The organism is Nocardia fodinahabitans, assembly GCF_052983615.1.
In genome coordinates this window covers 7,111,526-7,136,480 of the sequence record NZ_JBRJJC010000001.1, presented here as the reverse complement: position 1 = coordinate 7,136,480, position 24,955 = coordinate 7,111,526, and the positions used below count along the sequence as shown (strand labels likewise).

27 protein-coding genes and 2 pseudogenes are annotated in these 24,955 nt (G+C 69.0%); 11 read left to right on the top strand and 18 right to left on the bottom strand.

Annotated elements, in window-relative coordinates; all coding sequences use genetic code 11:
• Positions 1-50 precede the first annotated feature (50 nt).
• Entirely contained in the window at positions 51-491 is a 441-nt protein-coding gene (locus NV348_RS33665) for a winged helix-turn-helix transcriptional regulator (protein ID WP_447150517.1), read from the bottom strand.
• A gap of 128 nt (positions 492-619) precedes the next feature.
• Here NV348_RS33665 and NV348_RS33660 point away from each other — a divergent pair, with 128 nt between their 5' ends.
• On the top strand, positions 620-1,003 hold the full coding sequence (locus NV348_RS33660) for a YybH family protein (protein WP_447150516.1): 384 nt from the start codon (positions 620-622) through the stop codon (positions 1,001-1,003).
• A 21-nt stretch (positions 1,004-1,024) separates the two neighbouring features.
• On the opposite strand, the gene NV348_RS33655 is transcribed toward NV348_RS33660, so the two are convergent.
• Entirely contained in the window at positions 1,025-1,915 is an 891-nt protein-coding gene (locus NV348_RS33655; RefSeq protein ID WP_447150515.1) for a ribonuclease Z, read from the bottom strand.
• A gap of 38 nt (positions 1,916-1,953) precedes the next feature.
• Here NV348_RS33655 and NV348_RS33650 point away from each other — a divergent pair.
• Positions 1,954-2,133: pseudogene (locus NV348_RS33650) on the top strand (RNA polymerase subunit sigma-24); the annotation flags it as partial.
• A 9-nt stretch (positions 2,134-2,142) separates the two neighbouring features.
• On the opposite strand, the gene NV348_RS33645 reads toward NV348_RS33650, so the two are convergent.
• Both NV348_RS33645 and NV348_RS33640 read right to left on the bottom strand, forming a co-directional pair.
• Positions 2,143-2,622, bottom strand: coding sequence for a hypothetical protein (locus NV348_RS33645; protein ID WP_447150514.1), 480 nt, complete (start codon positions 2,620-2,622; stop codon positions 2,143-2,145).
• Positions 2,623-2,663: 41 nt separating this feature from the next.
• Positions 2,664-2,999 carry a C2 domain-containing protein gene (locus NV348_RS33640; protein WP_447150513.1) on the bottom strand — a complete coding sequence of 112 codons (336 nt, stop codon included), beginning with the start codon at positions 2,997-2,999 and terminating at the stop codon, positions 2,664-2,666.
• Between the two features lie 207 nt (positions 3,000-3,206).
• Between NV348_RS33640 and NV348_RS33635 the strand changes: the two are divergent.
• Positions 3,207-5,409: pseudogene (locus NV348_RS33635) on the top strand (molybdopterin oxidoreductase family protein).
• A gap of 47 nt (positions 5,410-5,456) precedes the next feature.
• Here the strand turns inward: NV348_RS33635 and NV348_RS33630 are convergent.
• Together NV348_RS33630 and NV348_RS33625 are read right to left on the bottom strand one after the other, a co-directional pair.
• Positions 5,457-6,497 (bottom strand): fused (3R)-hydroxyacyl-ACP dehydratase subunits HadA/HadB, encoded by a 1,041-nt coding sequence (locus NV348_RS33630; protein ID WP_447150512.1) that lies wholly within the window; start codon positions 6,495-6,497, stop codon positions 5,457-5,459.
• Between the two features lie 145 nt (positions 6,498-6,642).
• The gene (locus tag NV348_RS33625) at positions 6,643-7,116 is read right to left on the bottom strand and encodes a winged helix-turn-helix transcriptional regulator (RefSeq protein ID WP_447150511.1); all 474 of its coding nucleotides are present in this window, start codon (positions 7,114-7,116) and stop codon (positions 6,643-6,645) included.
• A 53-nt stretch (positions 7,117-7,169) separates the two neighbouring features.
• On the opposite strand from NV348_RS33625, the gene NV348_RS33620 reads away from it, so the two are divergent.
• On the top strand, positions 7,170-7,973 hold the full coding sequence (locus tag NV348_RS33620) for a thioesterase family protein (RefSeq protein WP_447150510.1): 804 nt from the start codon (positions 7,170-7,172) through the stop codon (positions 7,971-7,973).
• A 14-nt stretch (positions 7,974-7,987) separates the two neighbouring features.
• Positions 7,988-9,415, top strand: a complete 1,428-nt coding sequence (locus NV348_RS33615) for an MFS transporter (protein ID WP_447150509.1) — start codon at positions 7,988-7,990, stop codon at positions 9,413-9,415.
• 254 nt (positions 9,416-9,669) lie between these two features.
• Here NV348_RS33615 and NV348_RS33610 read toward each other — a convergent pair whose 3' ends face one another.
• The 6 genes from NV348_RS33610 to NV348_RS33585 are packed head-to-tail and all read right to left on the bottom strand — an operon-like array spanning position 9,670 to position 13,664.
• Positions 9,670-10,158 (bottom strand): hypothetical protein, encoded by a 489-nt coding sequence (locus tag NV348_RS33610; protein WP_447150508.1) that lies wholly within the window; start codon positions 10,156-10,158, stop codon positions 9,670-9,672.
• A complete protein-coding gene (locus tag NV348_RS33605) occupies positions 10,155-10,568 on the bottom strand; it encodes an NUDIX hydrolase (protein WP_447150507.1) in 414 nt (137 codons plus the stop codon). The genes NV348_RS33610 and NV348_RS33605 overlap by 4 nt, the downstream gene beginning before the upstream one ends.
• Positions 10,569-10,592: 24 nt before the next feature.
• Positions 10,593-11,072 carry a carboxymuconolactone decarboxylase family protein gene (locus NV348_RS33600; RefSeq protein ID WP_218720174.1) on the bottom strand — a complete coding sequence of 160 codons (480 nt, stop codon included), beginning with the start codon at positions 11,070-11,072 and terminating at the stop codon, positions 10,593-10,595.
• Positions 11,069-12,148, bottom strand: a complete 1,080-nt coding sequence (locus NV348_RS33595) for an NAD(P)H-dependent amine dehydrogenase family protein (RefSeq protein WP_447150506.1) — start codon at positions 12,146-12,148, stop codon at positions 11,069-11,071. Before NV348_RS33595 ends, NV348_RS33600 begins: the two co-directional genes overlap by 4 nt.
• Before the next feature lie 59 nt (positions 12,149-12,207).
• Entirely contained in the window at positions 12,208-13,287 is a 1,080-nt protein-coding gene (locus tag NV348_RS33590; RefSeq protein ID WP_447150505.1) for a winged helix DNA-binding domain-containing protein, read from the bottom strand.
• Positions 13,287-13,664 (bottom strand): BlaI/MecI/CopY family transcriptional regulator, encoded by a 378-nt coding sequence (locus NV348_RS33585; RefSeq protein ID WP_447150504.1) that lies wholly within the window; start codon positions 13,662-13,664, stop codon positions 13,287-13,289. Before NV348_RS33585 ends, NV348_RS33590 begins: the two co-directional genes overlap by 1 nt.
• Positions 13,665-13,782: 118 nt before the next feature.
• On the opposite strand from NV348_RS33585, the gene dinB reads away from it, so the two are divergent.
• Positions 13,783-15,018 (top strand): DNA polymerase IV, encoded by a 1,236-nt coding sequence (gene dinB, locus NV348_RS33580; RefSeq protein ID WP_447150503.1) that lies wholly within the window; start codon positions 13,783-13,785, stop codon positions 15,016-15,018.
• A 14-nt stretch (positions 15,019-15,032) separates the two neighbouring features.
• Here dinB and NV348_RS33575 read toward each other — a convergent pair whose 3' ends face one another.
• The 5 genes from NV348_RS33575 to NV348_RS33555 are packed head-to-tail and all read right to left on the bottom strand — an operon-like array spanning position 15,033 to position 19,876.
• Entirely contained in the window at positions 15,033-15,911 is an 879-nt protein-coding gene (locus NV348_RS33575) for a phosphoribulokinase (RefSeq protein ID WP_447150502.1), read from the bottom strand.
• Between the two features lie 9 nt (positions 15,912-15,920).
• Positions 15,921-17,009: a class 1 fructose-bisphosphatase gene (locus tag NV348_RS33570; protein ID WP_447150501.1), complete on the bottom strand. Its 1,089-nt coding sequence runs from the start codon at positions 17,007-17,009 to the stop codon at positions 15,921-15,923.
• A complete protein-coding gene (locus tag NV348_RS33565; protein ID WP_447150500.1) occupies positions 16,994-18,013 on the bottom strand; it encodes an AAA family ATPase in 1,020 nt (339 codons plus the stop codon). Before NV348_RS33565 ends, NV348_RS33570 begins: the two co-directional genes overlap by 16 nt.
• Complete coding sequence (locus NV348_RS33560) at positions 18,003-18,425, bottom strand: ribulose bisphosphate carboxylase small subunit (RefSeq protein ID WP_447150499.1); 423 nt, start codon at positions 18,423-18,425, stop codon at positions 18,003-18,005. The genes NV348_RS33565 and NV348_RS33560 overlap by 11 nt, the downstream gene beginning before the upstream one ends.
• A gap of 8 nt (positions 18,426-18,433) precedes the next feature.
• Positions 18,434-19,876, bottom strand: coding sequence for a form I ribulose bisphosphate carboxylase large subunit (locus NV348_RS33555; protein ID WP_447150498.1), 1,443 nt, complete (start codon positions 19,874-19,876; stop codon positions 18,434-18,436).
• Between the two features lie 124 nt (positions 19,877-20,000).
• On the opposite strand from NV348_RS33555, the gene NV348_RS33550 reads away from it, so the two are divergent.
• Positions 20,001-20,882, top strand: coding sequence for a LysR family transcriptional regulator (locus NV348_RS33550; protein WP_447150497.1), 882 nt, complete (start codon positions 20,001-20,003; stop codon positions 20,880-20,882).
• Between the two features lie 17 nt (positions 20,883-20,899).
• Here NV348_RS33550 and NV348_RS33545 read toward each other — a convergent pair whose 3' ends face one another.
• On the bottom strand, positions 20,900-21,724 hold the full coding sequence (locus NV348_RS33545) for a TIGR02452 family protein (RefSeq protein ID WP_447150496.1): 825 nt from the start codon (positions 21,722-21,724) through the stop codon (positions 20,900-20,902).
• Positions 21,725-21,842: 118 nt separating this feature from the next.
• Between NV348_RS33545 and NV348_RS33540 the strand changes: the two genes are divergently transcribed.
• The 4 genes from NV348_RS33540 to NV348_RS33525 all read left to right on the top strand — a co-directional run bounded on the left by NV348_RS33540 (position 21,843) and on the right by NV348_RS33525 (position 24,946).
• On the top strand, positions 21,843-22,511 hold the full coding sequence (locus tag NV348_RS33540; protein ID WP_447150495.1) for a hypothetical protein: 669 nt from the start codon (positions 21,843-21,845) through the stop codon (positions 22,509-22,511).
• A 93-nt stretch (positions 22,512-22,604) separates the two neighbouring features.
• Positions 22,605-23,693 carry a hypothetical protein gene (locus NV348_RS33535; RefSeq protein ID WP_447150494.1) on the top strand — a complete coding sequence of 363 codons (1,089 nt, stop codon included), beginning with the start codon at positions 22,605-22,607 and terminating at the stop codon, positions 23,691-23,693.
• A gap of 99 nt (positions 23,694-23,792) precedes the next feature.
• Positions 23,793-24,194: an Rv3143 family two-component system response regulator gene (locus tag NV348_RS33530; protein WP_447150493.1), complete on the top strand. Its 402-nt coding sequence runs from the start codon at positions 23,793-23,795 to the stop codon at positions 24,192-24,194.
• 371 nt (positions 24,195-24,565) lie between these two features.
• On the top strand, positions 24,566-24,946 hold the full coding sequence (locus NV348_RS33525) for an NADH-quinone oxidoreductase subunit A (RefSeq protein ID WP_189028737.1): 381 nt from the start codon (positions 24,566-24,568) through the stop codon (positions 24,944-24,946).
• Positions 24,947-24,955: the final 9 nt, after the last annotated feature.

Below are 24,955 nucleotides of genomic sequence, written 5' to 3'. Positions count from 1 at the left end.
CCGGTGAGCTGGGACGGAGTTCGCGGCCAGGGTGTTCCGGTGACCGATCGTCACACGGAACAGTCAGACGAGGCCGACTCGCTCATCTCACGTTCGAGTTCGGCGCGGATCTCGGCGATGTAGTCCGCGGGATCGGAGCGGATACGGGTGATCACCCGCTCCAGTGGTTGAGCGTGCGGTTCGTGTTCCATGCTCCACAGAGCCATCTCGAACAGCACCGGCAGCGCGTCGACGGCTCGGCTGGTCGGGACGTAGTGGACCTGGTTGCGTTCCCCCTGGCCCACCCGCGCTACCAGGTTCGCGGCTTCGAGGCGCTTGAGCCGGTCCAGCAGCACGCTGGTCGAGATCCGCTCGGCCGAATCGAGGAATTCCACCGGGCGCCGTTTGCCGACCAGCAGCATGTCGCGCAGCACCAGCAACGTCCACGGATCCCCGAACACCTCGAGGAACATGTTCATCGGGCACGTCGACTTTCCCACCGCACGTTTCATGCCCCCAGCATACCCACAACATTTGCATAACCAAAATGTTGAGGTATGGTCGGTCGGCCACCGTTCGAATGCACTGTCCGAACAGGTGAAGCGGCGTCTCCCGCCAGCACTCGAACCGAGGAATCCTTATGCAACAGAACGTGATCGACACCGTCTCCGCGATGACCGCCGCGCTGGAACGCGGTGACATCGACACCGTCATGGCCTTCTATGTCGACGACGCGGTCGTCGCCTTCGAACCGGGCGTGCCGGCGCGGGGCAAGGACCAACTGCGGGCCGGGTTCGCCGCCTTCGCCGCTGTGAAACCCGAATTCCGCTACGACAACGGACATGAGGTCATGATCTCCGGTGACACCGCCGTGCACATCGCGCCGTGGACGATGAGCGGCACCGCCCCCGACGGCATCCCGATCGCCGAGAGCGGACTGTCGGTGGCGACCCTGCGTCTCCAGGGCGATGGAAGCTGGAAGATCATGCTCGACAACCCCTTCGGCAGTCGCCTCCTTCCCTGACGACACCCCCGCCGTGACGGGTCAGCGGGCCAGGCGCCGGGCAGGCAGCGCGACCCGGTCGAGATCGTGCGCGAGCACGGCCTCGGGAAAGTCCGCCTGCTCCAGGAACAGCGGGTCGTCGGCTTCGCTGTAGCGTTCCGAGAAATGGGTCAGGACCAGGGTTCTCACCCCACACGAACGGGCCACCGCACCCGCCTGCCGGGCCGTGAGGTGGCCGCGTTCGTGGGCCTGGCTGGTCTCGGAGTCCAGGAACGTGGACTCGATGATGAGCATGTCGACCCCCTCGGCCAGCGCGTAGACGTTGTCGCACAGGCGCGTGTCCATCACGAAGGCGACCTTCTGACCCGGCCGGGGCACCGAGCACTCGTCGAGCAGCGGGCCGGACAGCTCCCGGACCGCCGCACCGGAGATCCCGTGGGCGCGTAGGCGTTCGGGCAGGAACGTCCGGCCGTCGGGTTCGGCGAGCCGGTAGCCGTAGGTGGTGATGCTGTGGTCGAGCGGCAGCGCGGTGAGGGTGAAACCGTCGGCCTGCAGCGTTTCACCGGGCCCGCTGAGCGGATGTTCCACCAGATGCGGTTCGTCGTAGTAGCTGGTCGCGTATCGCAAACGCTCCCAGTAGTCGGCGCCGTCGGCGGGGAACACCGCGTGCACGTCGTGCGGGACGCCGTCGCGGCCCAGCCGCTGCACGATGCCGGGGACTCCGAGGGAGTGGTCACCGTGGAAGTGGGTGACGCACAGCCAGTGCAGTTCGGTCGCCGACGCGCCCGCCCGCGACATCTGCCGCTGGGTGCCCTCGCCGGGATCGAACAGGACACCACGCCCGTCCCAGCGCAGGAGATACCCGTTGTGATTGCGGCGCCGCGTCGGGACAGCTCCGGCTGTCCCGAGCACGACCAGTTCGCGTGTCGACATCGGCCTATCCTCGCGGGTGCGGCCAACCGTGTCGAGAACCGGCTGGGCCGCTCCCGCTGGCCGAGCAGGACCCGAGCCGGTGGGACGCGGCGGCGATCGCCGAAGGCATCGACTTCCGGCAGGCGGCACTCGCCCGCGACCGGCTGGGCGAACTCCAGGCCCAAGCCGCCATCGCCGCCGGGACCGATCGGGTCCAGATCGTCGAGTGGTACGACGAATCCGAACCCTCAACCACCACAACGGATCACGGTGATCATCTCGGGTGAGGCCACCGCGAATCGATCACCCGACGGATGCACGGCGACCGCCGGAACCGGCGAACGGCAGATGCTGAACTCCCGGTCGCCGGTGTCCAGCTCGGGCCAGGCCGCGATCACCGCGCCGGTATTCGTATCGATCACCTTCGGGTGCCCGTAGAGGCCGAGCACACCACCGAGTACAGGGAACACGGTCCCGACCCGCCCGTCGGGACTGCACCGACTTACCCACCGCCCCTGGCTGATCGACCACACCCCGAGCGAGCCGTCGCCGAGCACGGTGCCGGCAGGATCGCCGACACCCTTCTCGTCGGGGCTCGACGTGATCGCGATCCGGTCCGCGTCGAGCCAGCAGGCCGACTCCACCTCGCCGTAGACCTCGGACGTTCCGAACAGACCGGCCTCATCTAGCGAATCCGGGTCTGCCAGGACCGCTTCGACGTCGTACACCTGGGCGATGTTCCAGGGATGCCACACCCACCCGGCCGAGATCAGCCGTCTGCCATCGGGGCTGAACGCCAGCCGGGAGTGGAAGAAGCTGGGAGCACCCTCGTGCGGGCCGGTGAGCCGGACACCGTCTCGAGATGGAGCTGGTTGTACTCGTCGGGGCAGTGGGCGATCGTGTAGAGCACCGTGTAGGCCCCCGACGGCGACCGAACGGCCCGATCGAACACGTAGCCGTAGCTGACGCGGGGACCGGTCTCGACGCCGCCGGCATCCCACCGTCGGTGACCGCCGACCGGATCCACGAGATCGTCACCGTCCCACACCAGCGACTCGGCCGGATACGTCACCGGTATCCGCTGCACGCTTGCCTCCCCGAACACGTCGGCGAGCCTAGCAACGGACCACGGTGGTCGCCGGGTGGCTGTCCGGCGGAGCCCTCCTGTCGAACGATCTGTCGGACACAAGACGCCGGCGTCCGTTCCCCGTGTGACAGCGCGGGGACAGAAAATTTCCGCCCGTAGTCGGATCTGCGGGGCCGGGGACCGGGCTAGCGTGGGTGGAGCGGTTCGGCGAAAGGCGGGGAAGCTGTGAACAGCAAGACCATCGCGCGGCAGTGCACACTGTGCGAGGCACACTGCGGAATCCTGGTGACGGTCGAGGACGAGCAGGTCACGCGGATCGAGGGCAACCCCGACGACGTGCTGTCGAAGGGCTATATCTGCCCCAAGGCGACGGCCATGGGCGGCCTGCACCACGACCCCGACCGACTGCGCACGCCCGTGCGCCGCATCGGTGACACCTTCGAGCCGATCGGCTGGGACGAGGCGTTCCGCGAGATCGGGCAGCGCTTGCGGGCGGTGCGCGCCGCCCATGGTCCCAGCGCGATCGGGATGTACATGGGCAACCCCGCCGCCCACAGTTCCTCGGTGATCTACGGCATCGCGTTGCGGACCGCGCTGCTGACCCGCAACTTCTTCTCCGCCTCCTCGGTCGACCAGTTCCCACAGGAATTCGTCGCCTGGCGGATGTTCGGCGCCAACGTGCTCATGCCGGTCACCGATATCGACCGCACCGACCGGCTGGTGGTGCTGGGCGCCAACCCAGCGGTGTCCAACGGGTCGATCACCACCATGCCCGGTGCGAAACTGCGCATCAGGGACGTCCGCAAGCGCGGCGGCACCGTCGTCGTGATCGATCCACGGCGCACCGAGACCGCCCGGCTGGCCGACGAGCACGTCGCGGTGCGGCCCGGCGGCGACGTCTACCTGCTGCTGGGGATGCTGCACGTGCTGGTCGCCGAAGGGCTGTGCGACGAGCGTGCGGTGCGCGCGCAGTGCGCGGGCTGGGAACAGCTCACCGACCTGGTCGCGGACACGACACCGGACCGGATGGCAGCGCACGCCGGCGCCGACGCCGACACCATCCGCCGGCTGGCCCGCGACCACGCCGCGGCGCCCTCGGCGGTGCTGTACGCGCGGATCGGCGTCTGCCTGCAGACCACCGGCGCGCTGACCCACTGGCTGGTGAACACGATCAACGCCGTCACCGGCAATCTCGATCGTCCGGGCGGGCAGATGTTCGCGACCCCGCCGGTCGACGTCGCCCGCTACGGCAAATACCTGCCGATGGGCTACGGCGCGTGGACCGATCGCTCCGGCACCCAGAAGTCCTTCCGTGGCGAACTGCCGGTGTCGGTGCTGGCCGAGGACATTCTCGCCGAAGGCCCCGGACCGGATCCGGGCGATGATCACCTACGCGGGCAATCCGGTGCTCTCCACGCCCCAGCGCGGCCGCCTCGACGCGGCCCTGGAATCACTGGACTTCTACGTCGCCGTCGACATGTACGTCACCGAGACCACCCGGCACGCAGACATCATCCTGCCGCCGGTCTCGCCGCTGGAGCGCGAGGACCTCAACGTGCTGTTCCCGGTGTTCAGCGTCCGCAACAATGTGCGCTTCGACGCGCCCGTCTTCGATCCGCCCGCCGACGGACTCGACGACTGGCAGATCCTGGCCCGCCTGCTCACCGAAGTGGTCCCGTTGCCCGCACGGCGCTTCACCGGCCGTGCCCTCACCGGCGTGCTCGGACAGCTCAGCCCGCTGCGGTTGACCGCCGCCGCCATCGCCGCCGGACCCTACGGCGTCCTACGCAAGGGCCGGAAAGGATTGACGGTCAACAGGATCCGGTCCGCTGTGGGCGGCGTCGACCTGGGACCGCTGGTGCCGCGACTGCGCGAGCTGATCGGAACGAAGGATCGCAAGGTCCAGCTGGCACCGCCGGATCTCCTGGCCGCGATCCACACGGTCCTCGACGAAGCCGCCACCGCGAGTACCGACGGCTACGACCTGCAACTCATCGGCCGACGTCACTTGCGCAGCAACAACTCCTGGCTGCACAACATCCCGTCGATGATGAAGGGCCGCGATCGCTGCACCGTCCTCGTGCATCCGGACGACGCCTCCGCACGCGGTCTCGCCGACGGCGATCGGGCCAGCGTCGAGTCGGCGGTGGGGACGATCGTCGTGCCGGTGGAGGTCAGTGACGACATCCGCCCCGGCGTGGTGGCCATCCCGCACGGCTGGGGCCATCGGGAACCCGGGGTCGGCTGGCAGGTGGCCGCCGCGCAACCGGGCGTCAATGTCAACCTGCTGCACGACCCGTCGCGCACCGACCCGCTCACCGGCACGGCGGCGGTCAACAACACGTGGGTGCGCGTCAGCCCGGTCGTGACCGCGCAGAACCCGGCCGACACCGAAGACGGCCGGATCGGCGTGTCCACGGCAGGCTGAACCGGCCGACGTGGTGAACCCGGCAGCCCGGGTTCACCACGATCGGATCAGCGGAAGCGCAGCGTGGTGGTGGCCAGGCCGAAGATCTTGCGGCCGCCGGACTTGGCGACGATGGCGATCACCGCGGTCTTGGTGTCGGCGTCGAGCGACTTCACCCGGCCGGTGAACTCCACCTCGCCGCCGCCCTGGAAGTCGACGATGGTGTAGTTCGACAGCCGCACGCCGTAACGGGTCACCGCGCCCGGGTCACCGGACCAGGTCGAGACGAAACCGGCACCCAGACCCATGGTGAGCATGCCGTGCGCGATGACATTGGGCAGTCCGGCGAGGCGAGCGATGCTCTCGTCCCAGTGGATCGGGTTGCCGTCGCCGGAGACGCCCGCGTAGTTGACGAGGTCACCGCGCGAGAGGTGAGCGTCGCGCAGCGGGAGTTCGTCGCCGACGGTGAGTTCCTCGAACGACAGCGTGGTGCTGGGGACGCGGGCCGCGCCGGCGGCCGAGAGCCGGATCTCGCCTTCCGGACGCAGCGGCGTCTCGGTCGCTTCCTGGGCTGCGGCGTCACCGTTGCCGAACACCTTGACGCCGTGCACCATCACGTTCTCCACCGCGCTGGTGATCTCCGGATCGACGCCCTCGCCGGTGATGCCGACGACCGTGGTGTGCATGATGTGCACCGTCTCGCCCGCTTCGTCGGCGAAGGTGTTGGTGACGGTGATCAGGTCCTTGCCCGCGATCCGGCGCACCGAGGACAGCTCCACGTCGACGACCAGCCGGTCACCGGCGACGATCGGCTTGTGCTGTTCGAAGACCTGCTCGGTCTGCACGAACATGTCGTAGCCGACGACGACCGACTCGAACAGCGGCCGGTTGGCGGCCATGGCCGGGATGGAGACGAAGGTCAGCGGCGCGACCAGACCCGGGTAGCCGAGCGCGACCGCCGCGTCCTCGTCCCAGTGCGCGGGATGGAAATCCTGTACCGCGCGGGCGTATTCGCGGATCTTCTCGCGGCCGACCTCGTAGACGTCGTCGACCCGGTAGTAATGCCCTACCTTCGACGCGATATCAGGGGCATCGACCACGGAAGTCACTTTTGGATCACCTTCGTTCGGGGAACGGACACCCGGCAGGCTATCGGACTCGTCGCGGCACCGCGCACACCTTGGCACACTTCACAGTGGCGTCGCCCGGTATGCACGCTCTTTGCGGGGCCCAGCCGAACCGTCCCGGGCCTGGTCAGCGCGCCGGCAGCATCGACACCGGACCGGCCCCTGGGCCGTCGATCGGTGTCAGATCCCGGCCCAGCACCCGCTCTCCGCAATGCGAGCACACCGGTTCGACAGTGGCGACGTGACCGCAACCGCGATGCACGGCGACGACCGGCGCGCCGTTGGGCGCCGCCCATGCGTCGCCCCACTGCCGCATCGCCGTGACGACCTGCCACAGCGAACGTCCCTTGGGGGTGAGCCGGTAGTCGTAGCGCACCGGATTGTCCTGGTAGGGCTCCTTGGTCATGATCCCGTGCTCGACCAGGCCGTCGAGCCGCTGGGTGAGCACATTGCGCGCGATGCCGAGCCGCTCGCGGAACTCGTCGAAGCGGGTCACCCCGAACAGGGCATCGCGCACGATCAGCAGCGTCCACCACTCCCCGACCACCTCCAGGCATTGGGCCAGCGAGCAGTTCATGTCCTCGAAGCTGGTACGGCGCATACCCCGAGTCTAGTGGGTTGCTTCAAAGAACTCACCCATCTACCGTAAGTTGCATGATGAAACTCACTGGGCGGCTGGGTGCCGAGTTCGCCCTTACCGCCATCGAACCGGGGCAGTGGCATGGCGTCGTCGACGAATCCTGGCGTGGCTGGACCGGCCCACACAGCGGTGCGCTCGCCGGGCTCCTGATCGACACCGCCCTGCGCGCGAGCACCCGCGACCAGCCCGTGCGCGCCGCCGACATCCGATTCCTCGGCAGACCGGCGACCGGCGCGTTCACCTTGCGCACCGCCGAGCACATCGTCGGGCGCAGCACGACGATCCTCGACGTGGTCGCCGAGCAGAACGGCGTGCCCGTCGCCGCGGCCTCGGTCACCCTCGGCGCGGCGGGCGTGACCGCGATCGCCGCCCACTCGGCCCGGCCCGCCCCCACCGTTCCCGCGCCGCAGGAATGCGCGCTGTTCCAGTTGCCGCCGGAGATCGTCCCGGTCGGCGCGCATTTCGTCATCCGGCCCGCCGCGGGCCCGCTTCCGCTCAGCGGCGCGGACGAGGCGATGATGTGCGCCTGGATCGCGCTCGATCCCGCGCTGCCGGTGGACGCGCCGAGCCTGGCCGTCCTCGCCGACGCCCTCCCACCCGGACTGTTCCCGCTGCTCACCGCGCCGGTCGCGGTTCCCACCGTCACCCTGTCGCTGCAACTGCACGCCGATCCCGCCCGACTCGGCGCGGCGCCGGTGCTGGTGCGCGCCGCCGCGGTCAGCTCCGGAGACGGCTGGTCGGTCGACGACACCGACATCTGGGACCGCGACGGGGTCCTGCTCGCCACCGCCCGCCAAACCCGCCGCGTCCTCGGCTGATCGGGAGCTTTCGCATGAATTCCGTCGCCACCGCGCGAAGCACCGATCCCCGGGTGGTGCTCGCCGTCGTCTCCACCGGTGTCCTGCTGTCGAGCCTGGACCTGTTCATCGTCAATGTCGCCATGCCCGCCATGGCCACCGATTTCGGCGCCGGGCTCACCGAGCTGTCGTGGGTGCTCAACCTCTACGCGATCGTCTTCGCCGCGCTGCTCGTGCCCGCGGGCCGCCTCGGTGACCGCAACGGCAATCGCGCGACCTTCCTGATCGGCCTCGCCGTCTTCGTGCTGGGTTCGGCACTGTGCGCGGTGGCCTGGGACGTGCCCTCGCTCGTCGGTTTCCGCATCGTCCAGGCCGTCGGGTGCGCGCTGCTGACACCATCCTCGCTGGCCTTGGTGCTGGCCGCGACGCCGCCCGAGCGACGGGCGGGCGCGGTGCGGCTGTGGGTCGCGTTCGGTGGTCTCGGCGCCGCGCTGGGGCCGGTGATCGGCGGCCTGCTCGTCGAACTCGATTGGCGCTGGGTGTTTCTGGTGAATGTGCCGATCGGGCTGGTCGCCCTGGCGATCGGCGCGCGGACCCTGCCGCGGCCACCCGCCGATCGCGGTCCGCTGCCGGACCTGCTGGGCGCGGTGGCGCTGATCGGCGCGGTCGGCTCGTTCATCCTGGCCGTGGTGCAGGGTCCGGACTGGGGCTGGACGTCTGCGGGGGTGCTCGCCGCGTTCGCCGTGGCGCTCGTCCTCGGCGTGGTTTTTGTCGTGTCGTCGGCACGTCACCACAGTCCCGTGGTCGATCCGGCACTGCTACGTGCCCCGAACTTCACGCTGGCGAGCGCCAATTCGCTGGTCTTCCAGATCGCGTTCGCGGGCATGTTGCTGTCGGTCACGCTGTGGGCGCAGAACGTGTGGGGGTGGTCGGCCTTGCGGACCGGGCTCGCGATCGCGCCAGGACCGCTGGTCGTCCCCTTCGTCGCGATCGCGGCGGGCCGGATCATCGGCCGCGTCGGCGCGGGCCCGGTGATCGCCGCCGGCGGGCTGGCCTTCGGCGGCGGGTTGCTGTGGTGGGCACGAGCCGCCGAGCTGACCCCGGACTACGCGTCCGGGCTCCTCGGCGGCATGCTGCTGACCGGTCTCGGCGTCGGCCTCACCCTGCCCACCGCCTTCGCCGCGGGCGCGGGAACCCTTCCCCCGCACCGCTTCGCGACCGGGTCGGCCGTCCTGAGCATGTCCCGCCAGCTCGGCCTCGCCGTGGGCGTCGCCCTCCTGGTCGCCCTGCTCGGCGCCCCCGAGACACCCGCCGCGACCCTCGACACCTTCCAACGCGCCTGGTACGTGACCGCGGCAGTCGCGGTACTGGCCGGCCTGATCGGCCTCGGCATCCGCCCGCCCGCGACGCCGACGCCGGTGGACCAGTCGGACGCCGAGCTGGAACCGGCACCGCAGGGGTAAGGGAGTCAGATCACGCTCGAGTACGACCGACGTCGAGCTCGAAGTTCCGCCGCGCCTCGGCCCACCTGTTCCTGGAACCGCGCGGGGTGTCGGGGACCATAGCCTCTGACAGCCCGCGCGGCTCCCCACAGCTGCACTCCCGCCGTAGCTCGGATCGGGTGAGCACACCAGCAGGCACCGGCTTCCGGCTGGTTCGCTATCCGGTGATGATGCCCGAGGGCGTACCGCTGGACGGCGAATTCGTCTGAGCTCGGTCAGATCTGGTGGGTCCAGGCGATGAAGAACAGGGCTCCGGCGGCGGTGAGGGCGATGCTGATCGGGATGGTCCACCAGGTTCCGTCGCGGCCGAGGACGGTGCGGGTCAAGCGCAGTTGCAGGCGGCCGAGGAGGGCGACGATGCCGAGGAAGGCGGGCGCCAGCAGCAGCGCCAGCGCAGCGTGGACGAGCCAGGCACCGGCGAGAGTGGGGCCGCCCCAGGAGTTTTCGTAGCCGCCCCCGGTGACCACCGGGTAAGCGAGACCGCGGACGAGGGCAACGACCGTGAGCAGGGTCAGGAACCAGGCGACCGCGCCGGTGCCCGCGGACAGGACGGAGTGGATCAGGCAGCGCGGTGGTGAGACGCGGCGGGCGGCGACAGGTTCGTGCAGGAGCAGGCGCGGGACCCGCAGCCGGGTCCGGACCGGCGACAGCGCCAGCGGCAGCGCGAGCAGCGCGTAGGTGATCGTCCGCCCGACCGCGCTCACCGTAGGGAACCTGCCGCCGCCAAGTCGTCGAAGAGCAACTGGTCGACCGGCGGCACCAGATCACGATCGCGGTAGCCGAACCAGGCCAGGGCCTCGATCTCGCTGCTGGCGGTCAGGACGCCGCGGTATTCGGCGGTGTAGCAGGCCATCCGTACGACGGTGGGGTGACCGTCGGAGATCGCGGCCTCGTAGGTGCCGACGTGCGCCGCGCTGTCGGGCGCCAGGTCGACGCTCAACTCCTCGGCGACCTCACGCACCAGGGTCTGCACATCGGTCTCGACACCCTCGCGTTTACCACCCGGAATGAAGAAGACATCCTTGCCCCGGGGGCGGGCGCACAGGATGCGCCCGTCCTCGATCAGTACCCAGGCCACGGTGTCGATCAGCTGCTGTACCGGAGAGTCCACCACGGCCCGCAGCCTACTGCGCCCGCGTCAGTGGCCGGGCAGGACGCAGACGGTGTCCAGGCCGAGCACCCGGTTGAGCCGGCCGAAGGCGAGCCACGATCCGATGCTCATGCTGAGCTCGACCACCTCGGTCTGGGTGTAGTGCTCGAACATCCTGGCCCAGAACTCGTCGTCGAGGCTGTGATGGTCGGTGGCGTAGCGCTCGGCGTATTCGGCGGCGAGCCGGGCCCGCTCGTCGAAGAGTTCGGTGGTGCGCCAGTTCGTGACGGCGTCGGCGAACTCGGCCTCGACCTTCTGCCCGTCGCGCTCGGTGCGCCAGTCCTGACAGAACAGGCACCCGTTGATCTGCGCGATCCGCAACCGGGCCGCCTCGAACTCCCGCAGCCCCAGCGTCGAGTGCTCGTAGACCGACAGCGAGAACGCGGCGGCGGCGACCCCGATACCGGGCACCATCTCGCCCCAGACGTAGCCGATCGGGTCCTTGCCCTCGGGAATGTCGATGATCATGGTGTTTTCCTTCCGAGTTTGCCGACCGCCGCCCGCAGCGGCACATCCAGTGCGTCGTAGAGGCCGGGTTCGGCCCCGACCAGCCAGTCGATGGCGTTCACCAATCGGCCCACCGCCGTGGCGTTTCCGCCCGCCGACCGGTTGCCGCCCTCGTCCGCGGCCTCCACACTGACCTCGATCCGGGGCGTGCCCTCGATGATCACGCGGTGCGCGCCGACGCCGTCGGGCGGTGTCGGCCAGTCCGGGGCGCAGCTGGGGTGGATCCGGGTGACGTGCTCGATGACGATGCGCGGCTCACCCTCGACGATGCCTTGCACCTCGAAGCGCACCGCGCCCTGGGTGCCCGCCTCGAAGTCGCCCATCTGCACGGTCTGCACCGTCGCATCGAGTGCACGCCGGTCCAGTGTCTCGCGGATCTCGTCGAGTTCCACGCCCAGCGCCCTGGCCATGAGCCGGACCTGCCCACCCCAGACCATGGTCGGTACCGAGGGCAGCAGCATCGGCGGCTGGTAATCCATCGGCTGTCCCATGCCGACCAGATAGCGCACCGAGTCGGGCTGGTCGTAGGTGGAGTAGTCGAAGATCTCCTGGCAGCGGACCACGTCGACGGTGCTCGAGAGCCCGCTGATCAACAGCGGCAGCACATCGTTGCCCCAGCCGGGATCGACGCCGGAGACGAACAGCGAACCGCCGCCCTCGGCGATCGCGGCCAGCACCGGCTCGCGCAGCTCGGCGGGCGCGTTGCGCGGGTCGTAGAGCGCGTAGAGGGCGGGTGTGACGACAACGGCTCCGGCGCGGATCGCGCGCACGATGTCGGCGAGGGCGTCATCGGGGCGGATGTCACCGGAGGCCGCGTAGACGACCGCGCGTGGCCCGGTGGCGAGCAGCGCGTCGATGTCGTCGGTAGCCGCCACCCCCAGCCCGTAGTCGAGTCCGGCCAGTGCACCGGCGTCGCGGCCGACCTTGTCGGGGTTGTGCACCAGCACCCCCGTGAGTTCCAGCGCCGGGTGGGCAGCCACGGCACGGATGGCCGCTCGGCCTACGTTGCCGGTGCCCCAGACGATCGTGGGGATCATCGCGCGAGCGTAGCAAGCGCTTGGTTTGGTGTCCGGAATATCCGTGATCCGGGTCCTGATCAGCCTTCTCGCACTGCGGCCAGTGCTGTCGACAGTGCGCGTGAGGGCAGCTGTCCACCGTCGAACATCGACACGACGATGTCGCCGTCGACGCGGTCCCAGGTCCCCGTGATCCGCCCGTCGGCCACGACCAGCGGCGAGATCCAGCCCGCCGTGCGGCTGACCTTCGCGCGATGCTCGGCCGGGAGCAGTGCGGTGTCGGCGGTGCCCGGTCCGAGGACGTACTGATCGAACGGGCCGAGCAGGTGAATCGCGCCGTCGAGGCGTGCGGCGGCCAGGTCGTCGGCGAATTCGGTCGGGATCCAGCCGCGGCGGCCCTCGACGTCGACCTCGGTGAGCGCGTCACCCATCGCGGCGAACCACCCGCGGACCACGGTTTTGCGCAGGCTGTTGCGGCTGAGCCAGGCGTCGAAGACCTCCGGTGTCGCCGGACCGTACGCGCCGAGGTAGGCGCTGATCAGGGTCGGCGCGGCGAGCTCGGGGTCGGGCACGCCCGGCCAGCCGGGGACCAGATGCCCGGGACTGGTGAAGGTGATCTTCGTGCCGCGCGCGGGACCGTGGCACAGCGCGCCCTGCCACGCCAGCGGCTTGAGCACCGCGCCCCAGCCGGAGCGCAACTGCGCACCGAGGTGGGCGAAGCCGGGCTCGGCGAGGACGGCATCGACGAGTTCGTCGCGCGTGCGGACCTGATCGGCCAGGACCGCGGACACCACCTCCACCAGCGCCGCCACCTGGTCGGGGGTGGCGCCGAAGGTCTTCTGCCACGACGGCTTCTCCCACGTCCGCGCCGAGCCGATCAGCGACAGTGCCGCGGCGGCCTGGTCGGGGACCATCGCGTGCAGGGTGCCGCGCATCGCCCAGGTCTTGATCAGGGTGCCCGCCGCGAGCGCGCCGGCCACCACGTCGGGCGCCACGTCACGGCTGCGGACCGCGACGGCCGTCTCCGCCGCCGAGGCGACCTGCGCCTGCACCCCGGCCAGTCTGCCCGCGATCGCCTCCACGCCGCCCGTGGTCGGCTCGGCGAGGAACTGCCTGCGCAACCGCCAGGCGAAAACCTGGTCCCACCCGACCTCGAGCACTAGTTCTCCTCCGAGCGCCGCGTGGCAACCCGGCGTAACGCGGCCCGTAATCCGGCGAATTCGTCGTCGCTGATCCGGTCGACGAAATGACTCAGCACCAGATCGGACCGGCCGCCGATCCCGAGCGCCTCGTGCATGAGCTGGGCGCTGTGTTCCTCGCGGGTCATCGTCGGCCAGTACCGGTAGGCGCGACCATCGCGTTTCCTGGCCAGCCACCCTTTGCGGTGCAGGTTGTCCATGGTCGACATGACCGTGGTGTAGGCGATATCGCGTTCGGCGGCGAGTTCGTCGAACAGTTCACGCACGGTGGTCGAGTCCACATCGCGATCCCAGAGGCGGTCCATCAGTACCGCCTCGAGATCGCCGAAACCACGCACCGCCTACCGTCTCCCTCATCATCGCCGACTCGCCGAAACCGGCTTCACACTACCGGCTGTCGTGCGGTGAGACCGCTATCGCACGGCAACCCTTTCTGTCGTACCCCGATGCGAACATATGTTCGTGTCCGACTCCGCTACACCCCGCCGCCCGCGCATCCAGACCCGCGCCGAGGCGTCGATCCTGCACGCCGACCTGGATTCCTTCTACGCCTCGGTCGAGCAACGCGATCAGCCGTGGTTGCGGGGCAAGCCCGTCATCGTGGGTGGCGGGGTGGTGCTGGCCGCGAGCTACGAGGCCAAGGCGTTCGGCATCCGGACCCCGATGAACGCCGGCCAGGCGCTGCGCCTGTGTCCGCACGCGGTGGTGGTGCCGCCGCGGATGTCGGCCTATGCCGCGGCGAGCAAGGCGGTGTTCGCGGTCTTCCACGACACCACCCCGATCGTGGAGGGCATCTCGATCGACGAGGCGTTCCTCGATGTCGGCGGGTTGCGGCGGATCAGCGGCGAGCCGATCGAGATCGCGCGCGTGCTGCGGGCCCGGGTCAGCAGCGAGGTCGGGCTGCCGATCTCCGTCGGCATCGCCCGCAACAAGTTCCTCGCCAAGGTGGCCTCGGCGGTGGCCAAACCCGACGGCCTCCGACTGGTGGAGTCCGGTCGCGAACTCGACTTCCTGCACCCGCTGCCGGTGGAACGGCTATGGGGTGTCGGCACGGTGACCGCCGCGACCTTGCACGAGAACGGCATCACCCGGGTCGGGCAGCTCGCCGAACTCGGCGAACCACATTTGCGGGCCATCCTCGGACCGGGCGCGGCGCGGCACCTGTTCGCGCTCGCGTGGGGTCGTGATCCCCGGCGCGTGGAGACCGGGAAGCGCCGGCGCTCGATCGGCGCGCGGCGCGCACTGGGCCGCCGCCACCGCACCCCGGAGGAGATCGCCGCCTATCTCGACGGTCTGACCGATCGGCTGGGCCGTCGGCTGCGCGCCGCGGATCGCGTGTGCCGCACCGTCATCCTGCGACTGCGCTTCGACGATTTCACCCGCGCGACCCGATCGCACACCCTGGTCGAAGCCACCGACGCCACCGCCACGCTGCGCCACGCCGCCCGCCTGCTGCTCGACACCGCGCAACCCCTGATCGCCGAACGCGGGATCACCCTCATCGGGTTGTCGCTCACCAATCTCGACGACGCCGACACCATGCAGCTGACCCTCCCGCTGGAACCCCGCGCCGAGAACACGCTCGACGCGACCCTCGACGATCTGCGCCGCAGGTTCGGCTCGGCCGCCGTCACCCGCGCCACGCTGCTCACCAGCGGGGAAGGCCTGTCGGTCCCGATGCTCCCGGACTGAACGCCCGCACCGCCTCACACGAATCGTTTGGGCCGCTTGTCCATCAGCCGCAGGATGAGCGGCGTGAAGATCAGCTGCATCGCCAGGTCCATCTTGCCGCCGGGCACCACGATGCAATTCGGCCGCGACATGAACGAATCGTGCAGCATCGACAGCAGATACGGGAAGTCGATCACCTTCGGATCGGCGAACCGAATCACGACGAAACTCTCGTCGGCCGTGGGAATGCTGCGTGCGATGAACGGATTCGACGTGTCGACGGTCGGCACCCGCTGGAAGTTCACATACGTCCGCGAGAACTGCGGGCAGATGTACTTCACATAATCGGGCATCCGGCGCAGGATCGTATCGATCACCGCCTCACTGGAATACCCGCGATGGGTCTTGTCCCGGTACACCTTCTGAATCCACTCGAGATTGATGATCGGCACCACACCCACCAGCAGGTCGGTGTATTGGGCGACATCGACGGCGTCGGTGACGGCCGCACCGTGCAGTCCCTCGTAGAACAGCAGGTCACTGCCGGGCGCCAGATCCTCCCACGGGGTGAAGGTACCCGCGGGCTGTCCGTACGGTTTCGCCTCCTCGTCGTCGTGCAGGTATTTGCGCACCTGCCCGACACCCGATTCACCGTATTCCCGGAACAGCGCCTCCAATTCGGGCAGCAGATTGGCGTCCTCGCCGAAGTGCGAGAACGTCGTATCGCGTTGCTGCTCGGCCTCGGCCATCGCGATCTTCATTTCCGCGCGGTCGTACCGGTGGAACGAATCGCCCTCCACCACCACCGCGCTGATGCCCTCGCGGCGGAAGATCTCCTCGAACGTGCGGGTGACACTGGTCGTTCCCGCGCCGGAGGACCCGGTAATCGCGACAACGGGATGCTTGACCGACATGGGCGACTCCTAAGTGCGCTGGTCGTGCTTGGCCGGACGGAACAGTGACCGCGTACCGAACAGCGAACTGTCGAAGCTCGGGCCCGCGTCCGGCTCGGAGTGATAGCGCTCGATGCGCAGAACCTCGGTGCGGGAACCGAAGATGAACGGCACCCGCTGATGCACCTCCGAGGGTGGCACGAGCATCACCCGGTCGTGCCCGGTGGTGGCCGCACCGCCCGCCTGCTCGACGATGAAAGCGATCGGATTCGCCCCGTACAGCAGCGAAACCCGCCCCGGCCGTTCGGGATTGCGCGTATCGCGCGGATAGAGATACACCCCGCCCCTGGTCAGGATGTGGAAAGTGTCGGCCACCAGCGACGCGACCCAGCGCATATTGAAATCACGCCCCCGCGGCCCGTCCAGCCCCTGCAGGCATTCCTGCACATAACGGCGCACCGGCCGCTCCCAGAACCGCTCGTTGGCGGCATTGATCGCGAACCCGGAGGTGCCCTCGGGGATGCGCATGCGCGGATGGGTCAGTACAAACGCGCCGATCTCCCGGTCCAGCGTGAATCCGTCCACGCCACTGCCCGTGGTGAGCACCAGCATCGTCGCGGGCCCGTACAGGGTGAACCCGGCACACACCTGCCGCACACCCGGCTGCAGGAAATCGGCGTCGACCGGTTCCGCCGTGCCGTCGAGCACCTCCTGCGGCGCGCGCAGAATGCTGAAGATCGAACCGACGGGCAGATTCACGTCGATATTGCTCGACCCGTCCAACGCGTCGTAGGCCAGCAGATACTTGCCGCGCCGCTGGGTAGCGGGCACCGGCAGTGCGGTGGCACGCTGCTCGGACAGCAATCCCGACAGATGGCCCGTCCACTGCGTCTGCGCCACCATGACCTCATCGGTCAGCACATCGAGGCGAGCACTCACCGACAACGGCTCCGCGTCGCTGGTCGAGCCGATGATCGCGCCGCGCGTCACCTGATTGGCGATGATCTTCGTCGCCGTGGCCACCACGTTCACCAGGGCCGAGAACTCCCCCGACGAGCCGGGATGGCGGTGCTCCTCCTCGATCGTGTAGCGGGTGAGGGTCTTCAATCCGTTCGGCATGGCGTCGTGGCCACCTCCTGCACCGTCTCGTCGAACACGCTGCTGCCGTAGACGTCCCGGTCGCACAGCGTGATCAGGTCGGTCTTCGACAGTGGCCGCGCCGCCTCGACCAGCCGCTTGGCCTGCCGCAGCCGGCACCGGTCGATCGCATTGCGCACGCTGCGCGCGTTGGAGAACCGCGGTTTGGTCATCCGCACGGTCAGGTACTCCGCGAACGCCACGTGCGCGGCCGCGTCGAACCGGAAGTTCTCCCCCGCCACCATCAATTCGGCGATGCCCATCAGCTCGTCGTGGGTGTAGTCGGCGAACTCCAGGTGGTGTGCCACCCGTGAGGACAGGCCCGGATTGGCGGAGAAGAACCGGTCCATCCGGTCGGGGTAGCCGGCGAAGATGACCACCAGATTCGCCCGCTCGCTCTCCATCTCCTGCAGCAGGATCTCGATCACCTCCTGCCCGTAGTCGCGCTCGTTCTCCGGCCGGAACAGGTAGTAGGCCTCGTCGATGAACAGCACCCCGCCCGCGGCCTTGGCGATCGCCTCCTTGGTCTTGGGCGCGGTGTGGCCGATGAACTGCCCGACCAGGTCGTCGCGGGTCACCGTGTGCACCTTGGGTGTGCGGATGTAGCCCAGCGCGTGCAGCATCTGCGCCATCCGCAATGCCACCGTGGTCTTGCCGGTGCCGGGCCCACCGGTGAAGCTCATGTGCATGGTCGGGCGCGAGGACTCCAGGCCGAAGCGGCGCCGCGCCCGGTCGATCATCAGCAGCGCCGCGATCTCGCGCACCCGCTCCTTCACATTCGCCAGGCCGATCAGCTCGGCGTCGAGCGCGGCCAGCGTTTCGGCCACGTCGTGCCCGGCCAGGTCGAGGGAAAGATCCAACAGCGCGTCCTCGCTCAGCGGTTCCTCGGTCGCGGTGGCGCCCTCGGCGGGCGGGCGCGACGGCCGGGCGTCACCGACGCCCGGCCGCGGCAACCGGAATCCTCCAGCGGCCCCGTCAGCCGCCATACCGCTGTCCCTGCGGACGACCGGTGGCGTAGGACCGCACGCTGTAGATCTGGCGCCGATCCGGCCCCTCGGCGCGCGCCAGCTCGAAACCGGGCTCCTCGGCGGGGCGCTGCACCAGGAAGCTCAGCGCCGTCGTCTGTTTCGTGTAGGTCGCGTCGTAGGCGGTGACCCGCACGTAGTGCCGGGGGAACGTGGCCCGGCACGCGTCGATCTCGGCCATCACCCCGTCGGGTTCGTCGAGGTCGAACAGCGGCAACCCCCACATCTCCCAGTAGGTGTTGCGCGGATGCGGGTCGTCGGTGTACTCGATCGAGACCGGCCAGTTGTTGAGCAGCGCGTAGCGCACCTGGGCGGCGATCTCGGCGTCGGTGAGCTCGGGCAGATACGAGAACGTCCCGTGTCGCAGATACATGGTGCTCCCTACAGGCTCGGCGTCGGCACCGCGTCGGGTGCGTCGGTGGACGTGTAATCGAAAGTGACATCACCCCAGGTCGACAGCGCGACCTCCAGCGAACGACAGGTCGAGGCCGCCGTGCGCAGCACCTCCGGGCCTTCCTTCAACAGGTCGCGGCCCTCGTTGCGCGCCTTGACGACCGCTTCCAGCGCCACCCGGTTGGCCTCGGCGCCCGCCGCGATGCCGAGCGGATGACCGATGGTGCCGCCACCGAACTGCAGGATGACGTCGTCACCGAACAGGTCGAGCAGCTGATGCATCTGGCCGGCGTGGATACCGCCCGAGGCCACCGGCATGACACCGGGCAGGCTCGCCCAGTCCTGGTCGAAGAAGATGCCGTTGCCGAGCTCGGTGGGAATGTGGTTCTCGCGCAACGTGTCGTAGAAACCGCGGGTGGTCGCCGGATCGCCTTCCAATTTGCCCACCACGGTCCCCGCGTGCAGATGGTCGACACCGATCAGCCTGCACCACTTGGCCAGGACGCGGAAGCTCACGCCGTGCGTCTTCTGCCGGGTGAAAGTCGAGTGCCCGGCCCGGTGCAGGTGCAGTAGCACCCCGTTGCGCCGGGCCCACTTCGACATCGACTGCATGGCTGTGTAGCCGACGGTGAGGTCCATCATGATGACCACCGACCCGAGTTCCTTGGCGAACTCGGCCCGCTCGTACATGTCCTCCATGGTGGCGGCAGTGACGTTGAGGTAGTGACCCTTGATCTCGCCGGTCTCGGCCATCGCCCGGTTCACGCCCTCCATCGCGAACAGGTACCGGTCGCGCCAGCGCATGAACGGCTGGGAGTTGATGTTCTCGTCGTCCTTGGTGAAGTCGAGACCCCCCTTGCAGGCCTCGTAGATCACCCGGCCGTAATTCCGGGCGGACAAACCGAGTTTCGGTTTCACCGTCGCGCCGAGCAGCGGCCTGCCGTATTTGTTGAGATATTCGCGTTCCATCACCGTGCCGTGCGGCGGGCCCTGGAAGGTCTTGACATAGGCCACCGGAATGCGCATGTCTTCGAGCCGCAGCGCGAGCAGCGGTTTGAATCCGAACACATTACCGATGATCGAGGACGTGAGGTTGGTGATCGACCCTTCCTCGAAAAGATCCAGATCGTAGGCGATGTAGGCGAAGTACTCACCCGGCCTACCCGGCACTTCGTCGATCCGGTAACACTTGGCCTGATACTTCGAGTGCGCGGTGAGCCGGTCGGTCCACACCACAGTCCAAGTGGCAGTGGAGGATTCACCCGCGACGGCGGCCGCCGCTTCGATCGGATCGACGCCGCGCTGAGGCGTCACCCGGAACACCGCGAGCACATCGGTATCCGAGGGTACGTAGTCGGGCGCGTAATATCCCATCGACGCGTAGGACTGTACGCCCGGATCCCAACGATCCCGTTCGGTTTCTTCCGCCATCGTTCCTCCTGTGGAATCCGGTGTACGCCTTGCGAATTCCAGGATGAGGCCCGCGCGGGCAGCAAACAATGTGAATGTTTCTGGGAACGCTCAACCGAAACGTTGAGTTTGCTACCGTCGGGTAATGGGCAGGGTGAGCGCGGGGCGGATGGAAACCTTCCTCGCGGTGGCCCGGCTGGGCAGCATTCGCCGCGCGGCCGCCCAGTTGCACGTCACCGAGGCGGCCGTCTCCGCCGCCGTCGCCCATGTCGAGAAGCAGCTCGGCGCCAAGCTGATCACCCGTTCCGGGCGTGGGATCGCGCTCACCGAGGCGGGCCGGGTCTATGCCGAGTACTGCCGCGGCATCCTGGGCCTGATGAAGGAAGCCCACGCCGCGGTCCGTCAGGCCGAGGCGGGCCGGCTACGCATCGGCGTCGTCGCCACGGCGGGCGAATCGGTGGTGCTGCGGCCGCTGGCCTCGTTTCGGCACCGCTACCCCGACGTGGAACTGAGCCTGTCGATCCAGCCCCGCGACGTGCTGTTCCTCGAATTGCAGCACCACGAGACCGATCTCGTCATCGCGGGCCGTCCCCCACACGAGGCGAATCTGGTGATCCAGGCGCGGCGGCCGAGCACGCTCGTCGTCGTCGGCGCGAACGATGCCCACGACCCACGCCACGACACCTGGTTACTGCGCGGCAACGGCTCCGGCACCCGGGAAGCGACCCTGGCGCTGATCGACCGCCTCCAGATCGACCCGCCCACCCTGACGCTGGGTTCGCACGGCGCGGTCATCGCCGCCGCCCGGGAGGGCCTCGGCATCACCCTCATCCATTCCGATGCCGTCGGCGAGCATCTGGAATCCGGTGCGCTACACACGATCGACGTGCCGGGCACACCGCTGGATCGGGCCTGGCACGCCGTCACGACACCGACACCCACCCCGGCGACCCGCTTGTTCCTGGCGCACCTGATCGACCCGCTCGAAACCGGAACCGACGCCTTCCACGCCGCGATCGGGCCGTAGCGGGGCAGTTTCGGCCGTTATCGAGCGACACCGAAGCGAGCCTCGAAGGCCGCGCGGTTGGCCGACACCGCCGCCCGATCCCACACGGCGAACACCACGCGGTCGAACGCCGCACCCCACTTCGCCAGTGCCGCATCGAAGGCGGCGGCCACCTGGACGGGATCGTTGCGGAACACTCCGCACCCCCACGCCCCGAGTACCAGCGCGCGCACGTCGTGCCGCACCGCGGCCGCGATCACACGTTCGGCCCGTTCGGTCAGCAGCGGAGCCACGTCGACAGTCGCCGTCCGCCGCGCCAGTTCGCCGGCATTGGGCGCGGGTGAGGTCAGGAAGGTCACCGGAAAGGGCTCGGCCAGTGCGCCCTGATCATCGCGGATCACCGGCACATCCGGCGAGACGATCACGCGGTGGCTGTAGGCGAGATCCGGCGACGCACGGTGCGCCGCATAGTAGTCCGGCGCCTCCAGCAGGCAGGTGTACAGCAGCGCGCTGCGGCACAGGTCTTCCTCCTGGGCCCGTGCGCCACGGAGGTACCCGCCTCCAGGATTGCGTGCCGAGGCGAAGTTGAGGACCCCGATCCGCCCGTCGATACCGGCGCTGTGCAGTCGCCGGGCCGTCTCCATACTGCCTTCGCCGGTCACGTCGATGGCGACCGGTCCCGCGCCGGGTGTTGTCGTGCGGACCATCTCGTCCAACCGCGACGGTGGGTAGGACACCGTTCCCTGTCGCGCCGCCATCAGTGCCGCACCGATCTCGACAGCCACTCCGTCGGCGGTCCGGTAGGTGCCTCGGTCGGAGATTTCTTCGTTCACCACGGCCACGTGGTGCCATTTCTTCGTCATCGTCGTGACCATAACCGGCGAGACTTTCAGCCCGCCACTGGTTTTTGTCATAGCAACAACAACGTGGCTGATCGGCGGCTCCGGAACCCTGTCGGTGCACCGTGTCACGATGCCGCCCATGACTCGCGACGCGGACCTCGCCCTGGAACACCGCTGGGAACTGGCTCTCGACTACGGCCAGTTCGTCCTGCACGGCGGCGAGGGCGAGGAAGACACCGAACTGGCCCTGCTCGAGGCGGCGCTCGCCGCGGGCCCGTCCGCGGGTGACGAGCCGATCGCCGCGCTCGCCGACGTCTACTCTGCTCGCGAACTGGCCGGATTCGACCGGGCTCTCGCCGAGTCGATCGCGGAGATGGACGCCGGCCAGCTCCGTGCGCTGAGTGTGTTCTGCGCCGAGCGGGCCTACGAGTACGCCGGACTCGCGGACCGACCGTGGGTCCGTCCCGCGCTCGCGGCGCTGCGATCCGGCGACCCGTTCCCCGAGCACTTCCAGGACGCCTCCGCGACCTTCGCCCGGTTGGACGTGGACGAGTACGGCCCCGACGCGGCCCAGTTCGAGTCCACCGTCCGAATAGTCCTCGACCGTCCCGCGCGCTCGAATCCCTACGACCGCGGCAACATCAGCCGGCCGCACTACGCCGTCAACACGCTGTTCCACGCACGCCTCGCCGATCCGCTCCAGGGCGCGCTCTCGGCGCTCAACGAAGCCGCGATCACGTTCGGCGACCAGGTCGAGGTCCTGTTCGCGGGCATCCGCGCCGAGTTCGGACTGCCGCCGCGGCACTGACGGCAACGCCGTGGACGGTCACCGCCGCCACGAGTACGGTCCTCGGCAGGGGCGGGTCCATCGTCTGCGCGCAATCGATCGAAGGGGTGGGACATGACAACGGAAGTGACGCTGTCGGGGGATGCGCTCGAACTGCCGGGTGGCGTGCGGGTGACGTTCGTGCGCACCTTGCGGCTGCCCGAGACGGGCACCTATCCGCTGCCGCCCGGTCTCGGCAGCTTTCCGCTGCGCCGGGTTGCCGACTACCCCGGCACGGTGCCCGAGGAGTGGCGTCGGCGCGGCGGGGTGATGCTGCCGGTGTACCAGCGTGAGGCCATGTGGCTGCGGTTCTCGGCGACCGCGCCCGCGGCGCTGAAGGTCGGCGTCGGCAAGGTCTGCGCGGTCTCCGGGAAACCGTGGAGCGAGACCATCGGCCAGGACCCGCAGAACTACCTCGCGCTGCCCGAACAGCCGTGGATGGACGGCATCAATTCCGGCGACGGCACGGTCCGGCAGTTCGTGGCCGTACCGCTCGGGCTCGGCGCGACCGTCGAAGGCCAGGTGACCGGCGTCGAGCAGTGGGGTGGCGTGCAGCTCGCCGTGCACGGACTCACCGATGTCGCGCGCGCCGCCTGGCGCGCCGCCGAGGAAGCCCGCCAACGGGCCCTGCGCGCCGTGCCCACCCCGCCCTGGCAGTCCGGGGAGCCGGTCTACGGCGCGCCGATGCCGGTCAGCGCGCCGCCGCCTGGTGCCGTGTTCTCCGGTCCCGCACCGGGCGGGCCGCCGCAGGCCGCCGCACCCACCAGCGCGGCCCGGATGCGCGGTGCGGCCAGGAAGATGGGACTCGGCGCGAGTGGCACCATGCGGCAGGAGATCTTCGCCGACCGCAGGTCGATCGAGGACTATCACGCCGAGACCGACGGCCGCGTCTTCGTTCACCTCGCCTCGGCCGCCGAATGGCAGCAGATCACGGGTGAACCGGCACCGCCGACACCGATCACCGCCCAGGCCTACGCCCAGCACAATCTCCCGTGGTTCGACTACTACGCCGCCGACGCCGACGACCTGGCCCCCTCGGCCGAGCTCACCGACGTGAAACCCACGGGCGAGTGGCTGGCCGACGAGCAGCCCAATCCGCCGATCGAACAACCACTTCCGGTGATCCCTTTGGGCGCCAAGAAGGTCCAGGACGGGGACTGGTAGCCGCCACGGGCCTGCGCTGGACTCGGTTGGCCCGCAGGCCAACCGGCCGATCCAGCGAACCTGCCACGCCGCGCGCCCGCGCGGACGTACGATCCGAGCGTGGCCGAATCGAATGGTTCCACCCCGCTGCGCGTGCTGGTCTACAGCAACGATGCCGACACCAGGCAACAGGTGATCCTCGCGCTGGGCCGTAAGCCGCGCCCCGATCTGCCGGAGCTCGACTTCTTCGAGGTCGCCACGGCGCCCGTGGTCATCGAGCAGATGGACGCCGGCGGGATCGATCTGGCGATCCTGGATGGTGAGTCCGCGCCGGCGGGCGGTCTCGGCATCGCCAAGCAGCTCAAGGACGAGATCGACCAGTGCCCCCCGGTGGTCGTGCTGACCGGCAGGCCCGACGACGCCTGGCTGGCGAACTGGTCGCGCGCCGAGGCCGCGGTCTCGCACCCGATCGACCCCATACAGCTCACGCACGCGGTGACCAGCATCCTGCTCGCCCGCTGACCGGCGATCTCCGGGGATCGTCCCGACCCTTCGGATAGTCCCACACCCCACAGTTCTGCCTATTACCACTGGTAACACCAGTGGTTATGTGGCGTGCGCCGATCCGGGATTACCCCCGGATCGCTCATGAATCGCTGTATCGAAATCGATCAAACCCCGCCCCGGAAACGCGCGGCGCACCCCCACAACGGCGGTACTCTGTGCTCTAGCTCACACGAGCGCGGGCTCCTGTATAACGCTCCGCCATCGCTGCACAGCCTTGCGCGAGCCCCGTATCGGCGGACAACGTTGTCGGCCCCGTCTCGCCAAAGCTGCCGTCCGCGGCCGGGCCACACGGCTCGACCTGCTCCAGCGAGGAGGGGAAAGCAGTCGTGAATATCGAGGTGCCCGCGCTCGTTCTCGGCGCCATCGCCGCTGCGTTCGCGGTGTTCTCCGTCATCATGGCGGCGCTGATCGGCCCGAAGCGATACAACAGGGCCAAGCTGGAACCCTACGAATGCGGCATCGAGCCGACCCCGCATGCCATCGCGGGCGGCCCCGGAAACGCGACGGGACAGCGCTTTCCGGTGAAGTACTACCTCACCGCGATGTTGTTCATCATCTTCGACATCGAGATCGTGTTCCTCTACCCGTGGGCCGTGCACTTCGATGCGCTCGGGCTCTTCGGTCTCGCCGCGATGGCGCTGTTCATCGTCAATGTGTCGGTCGCCTACGCCTACGAGTGGCGGCGCGGCGGCCTCAGCTGGGAATGAGTGGGAAAT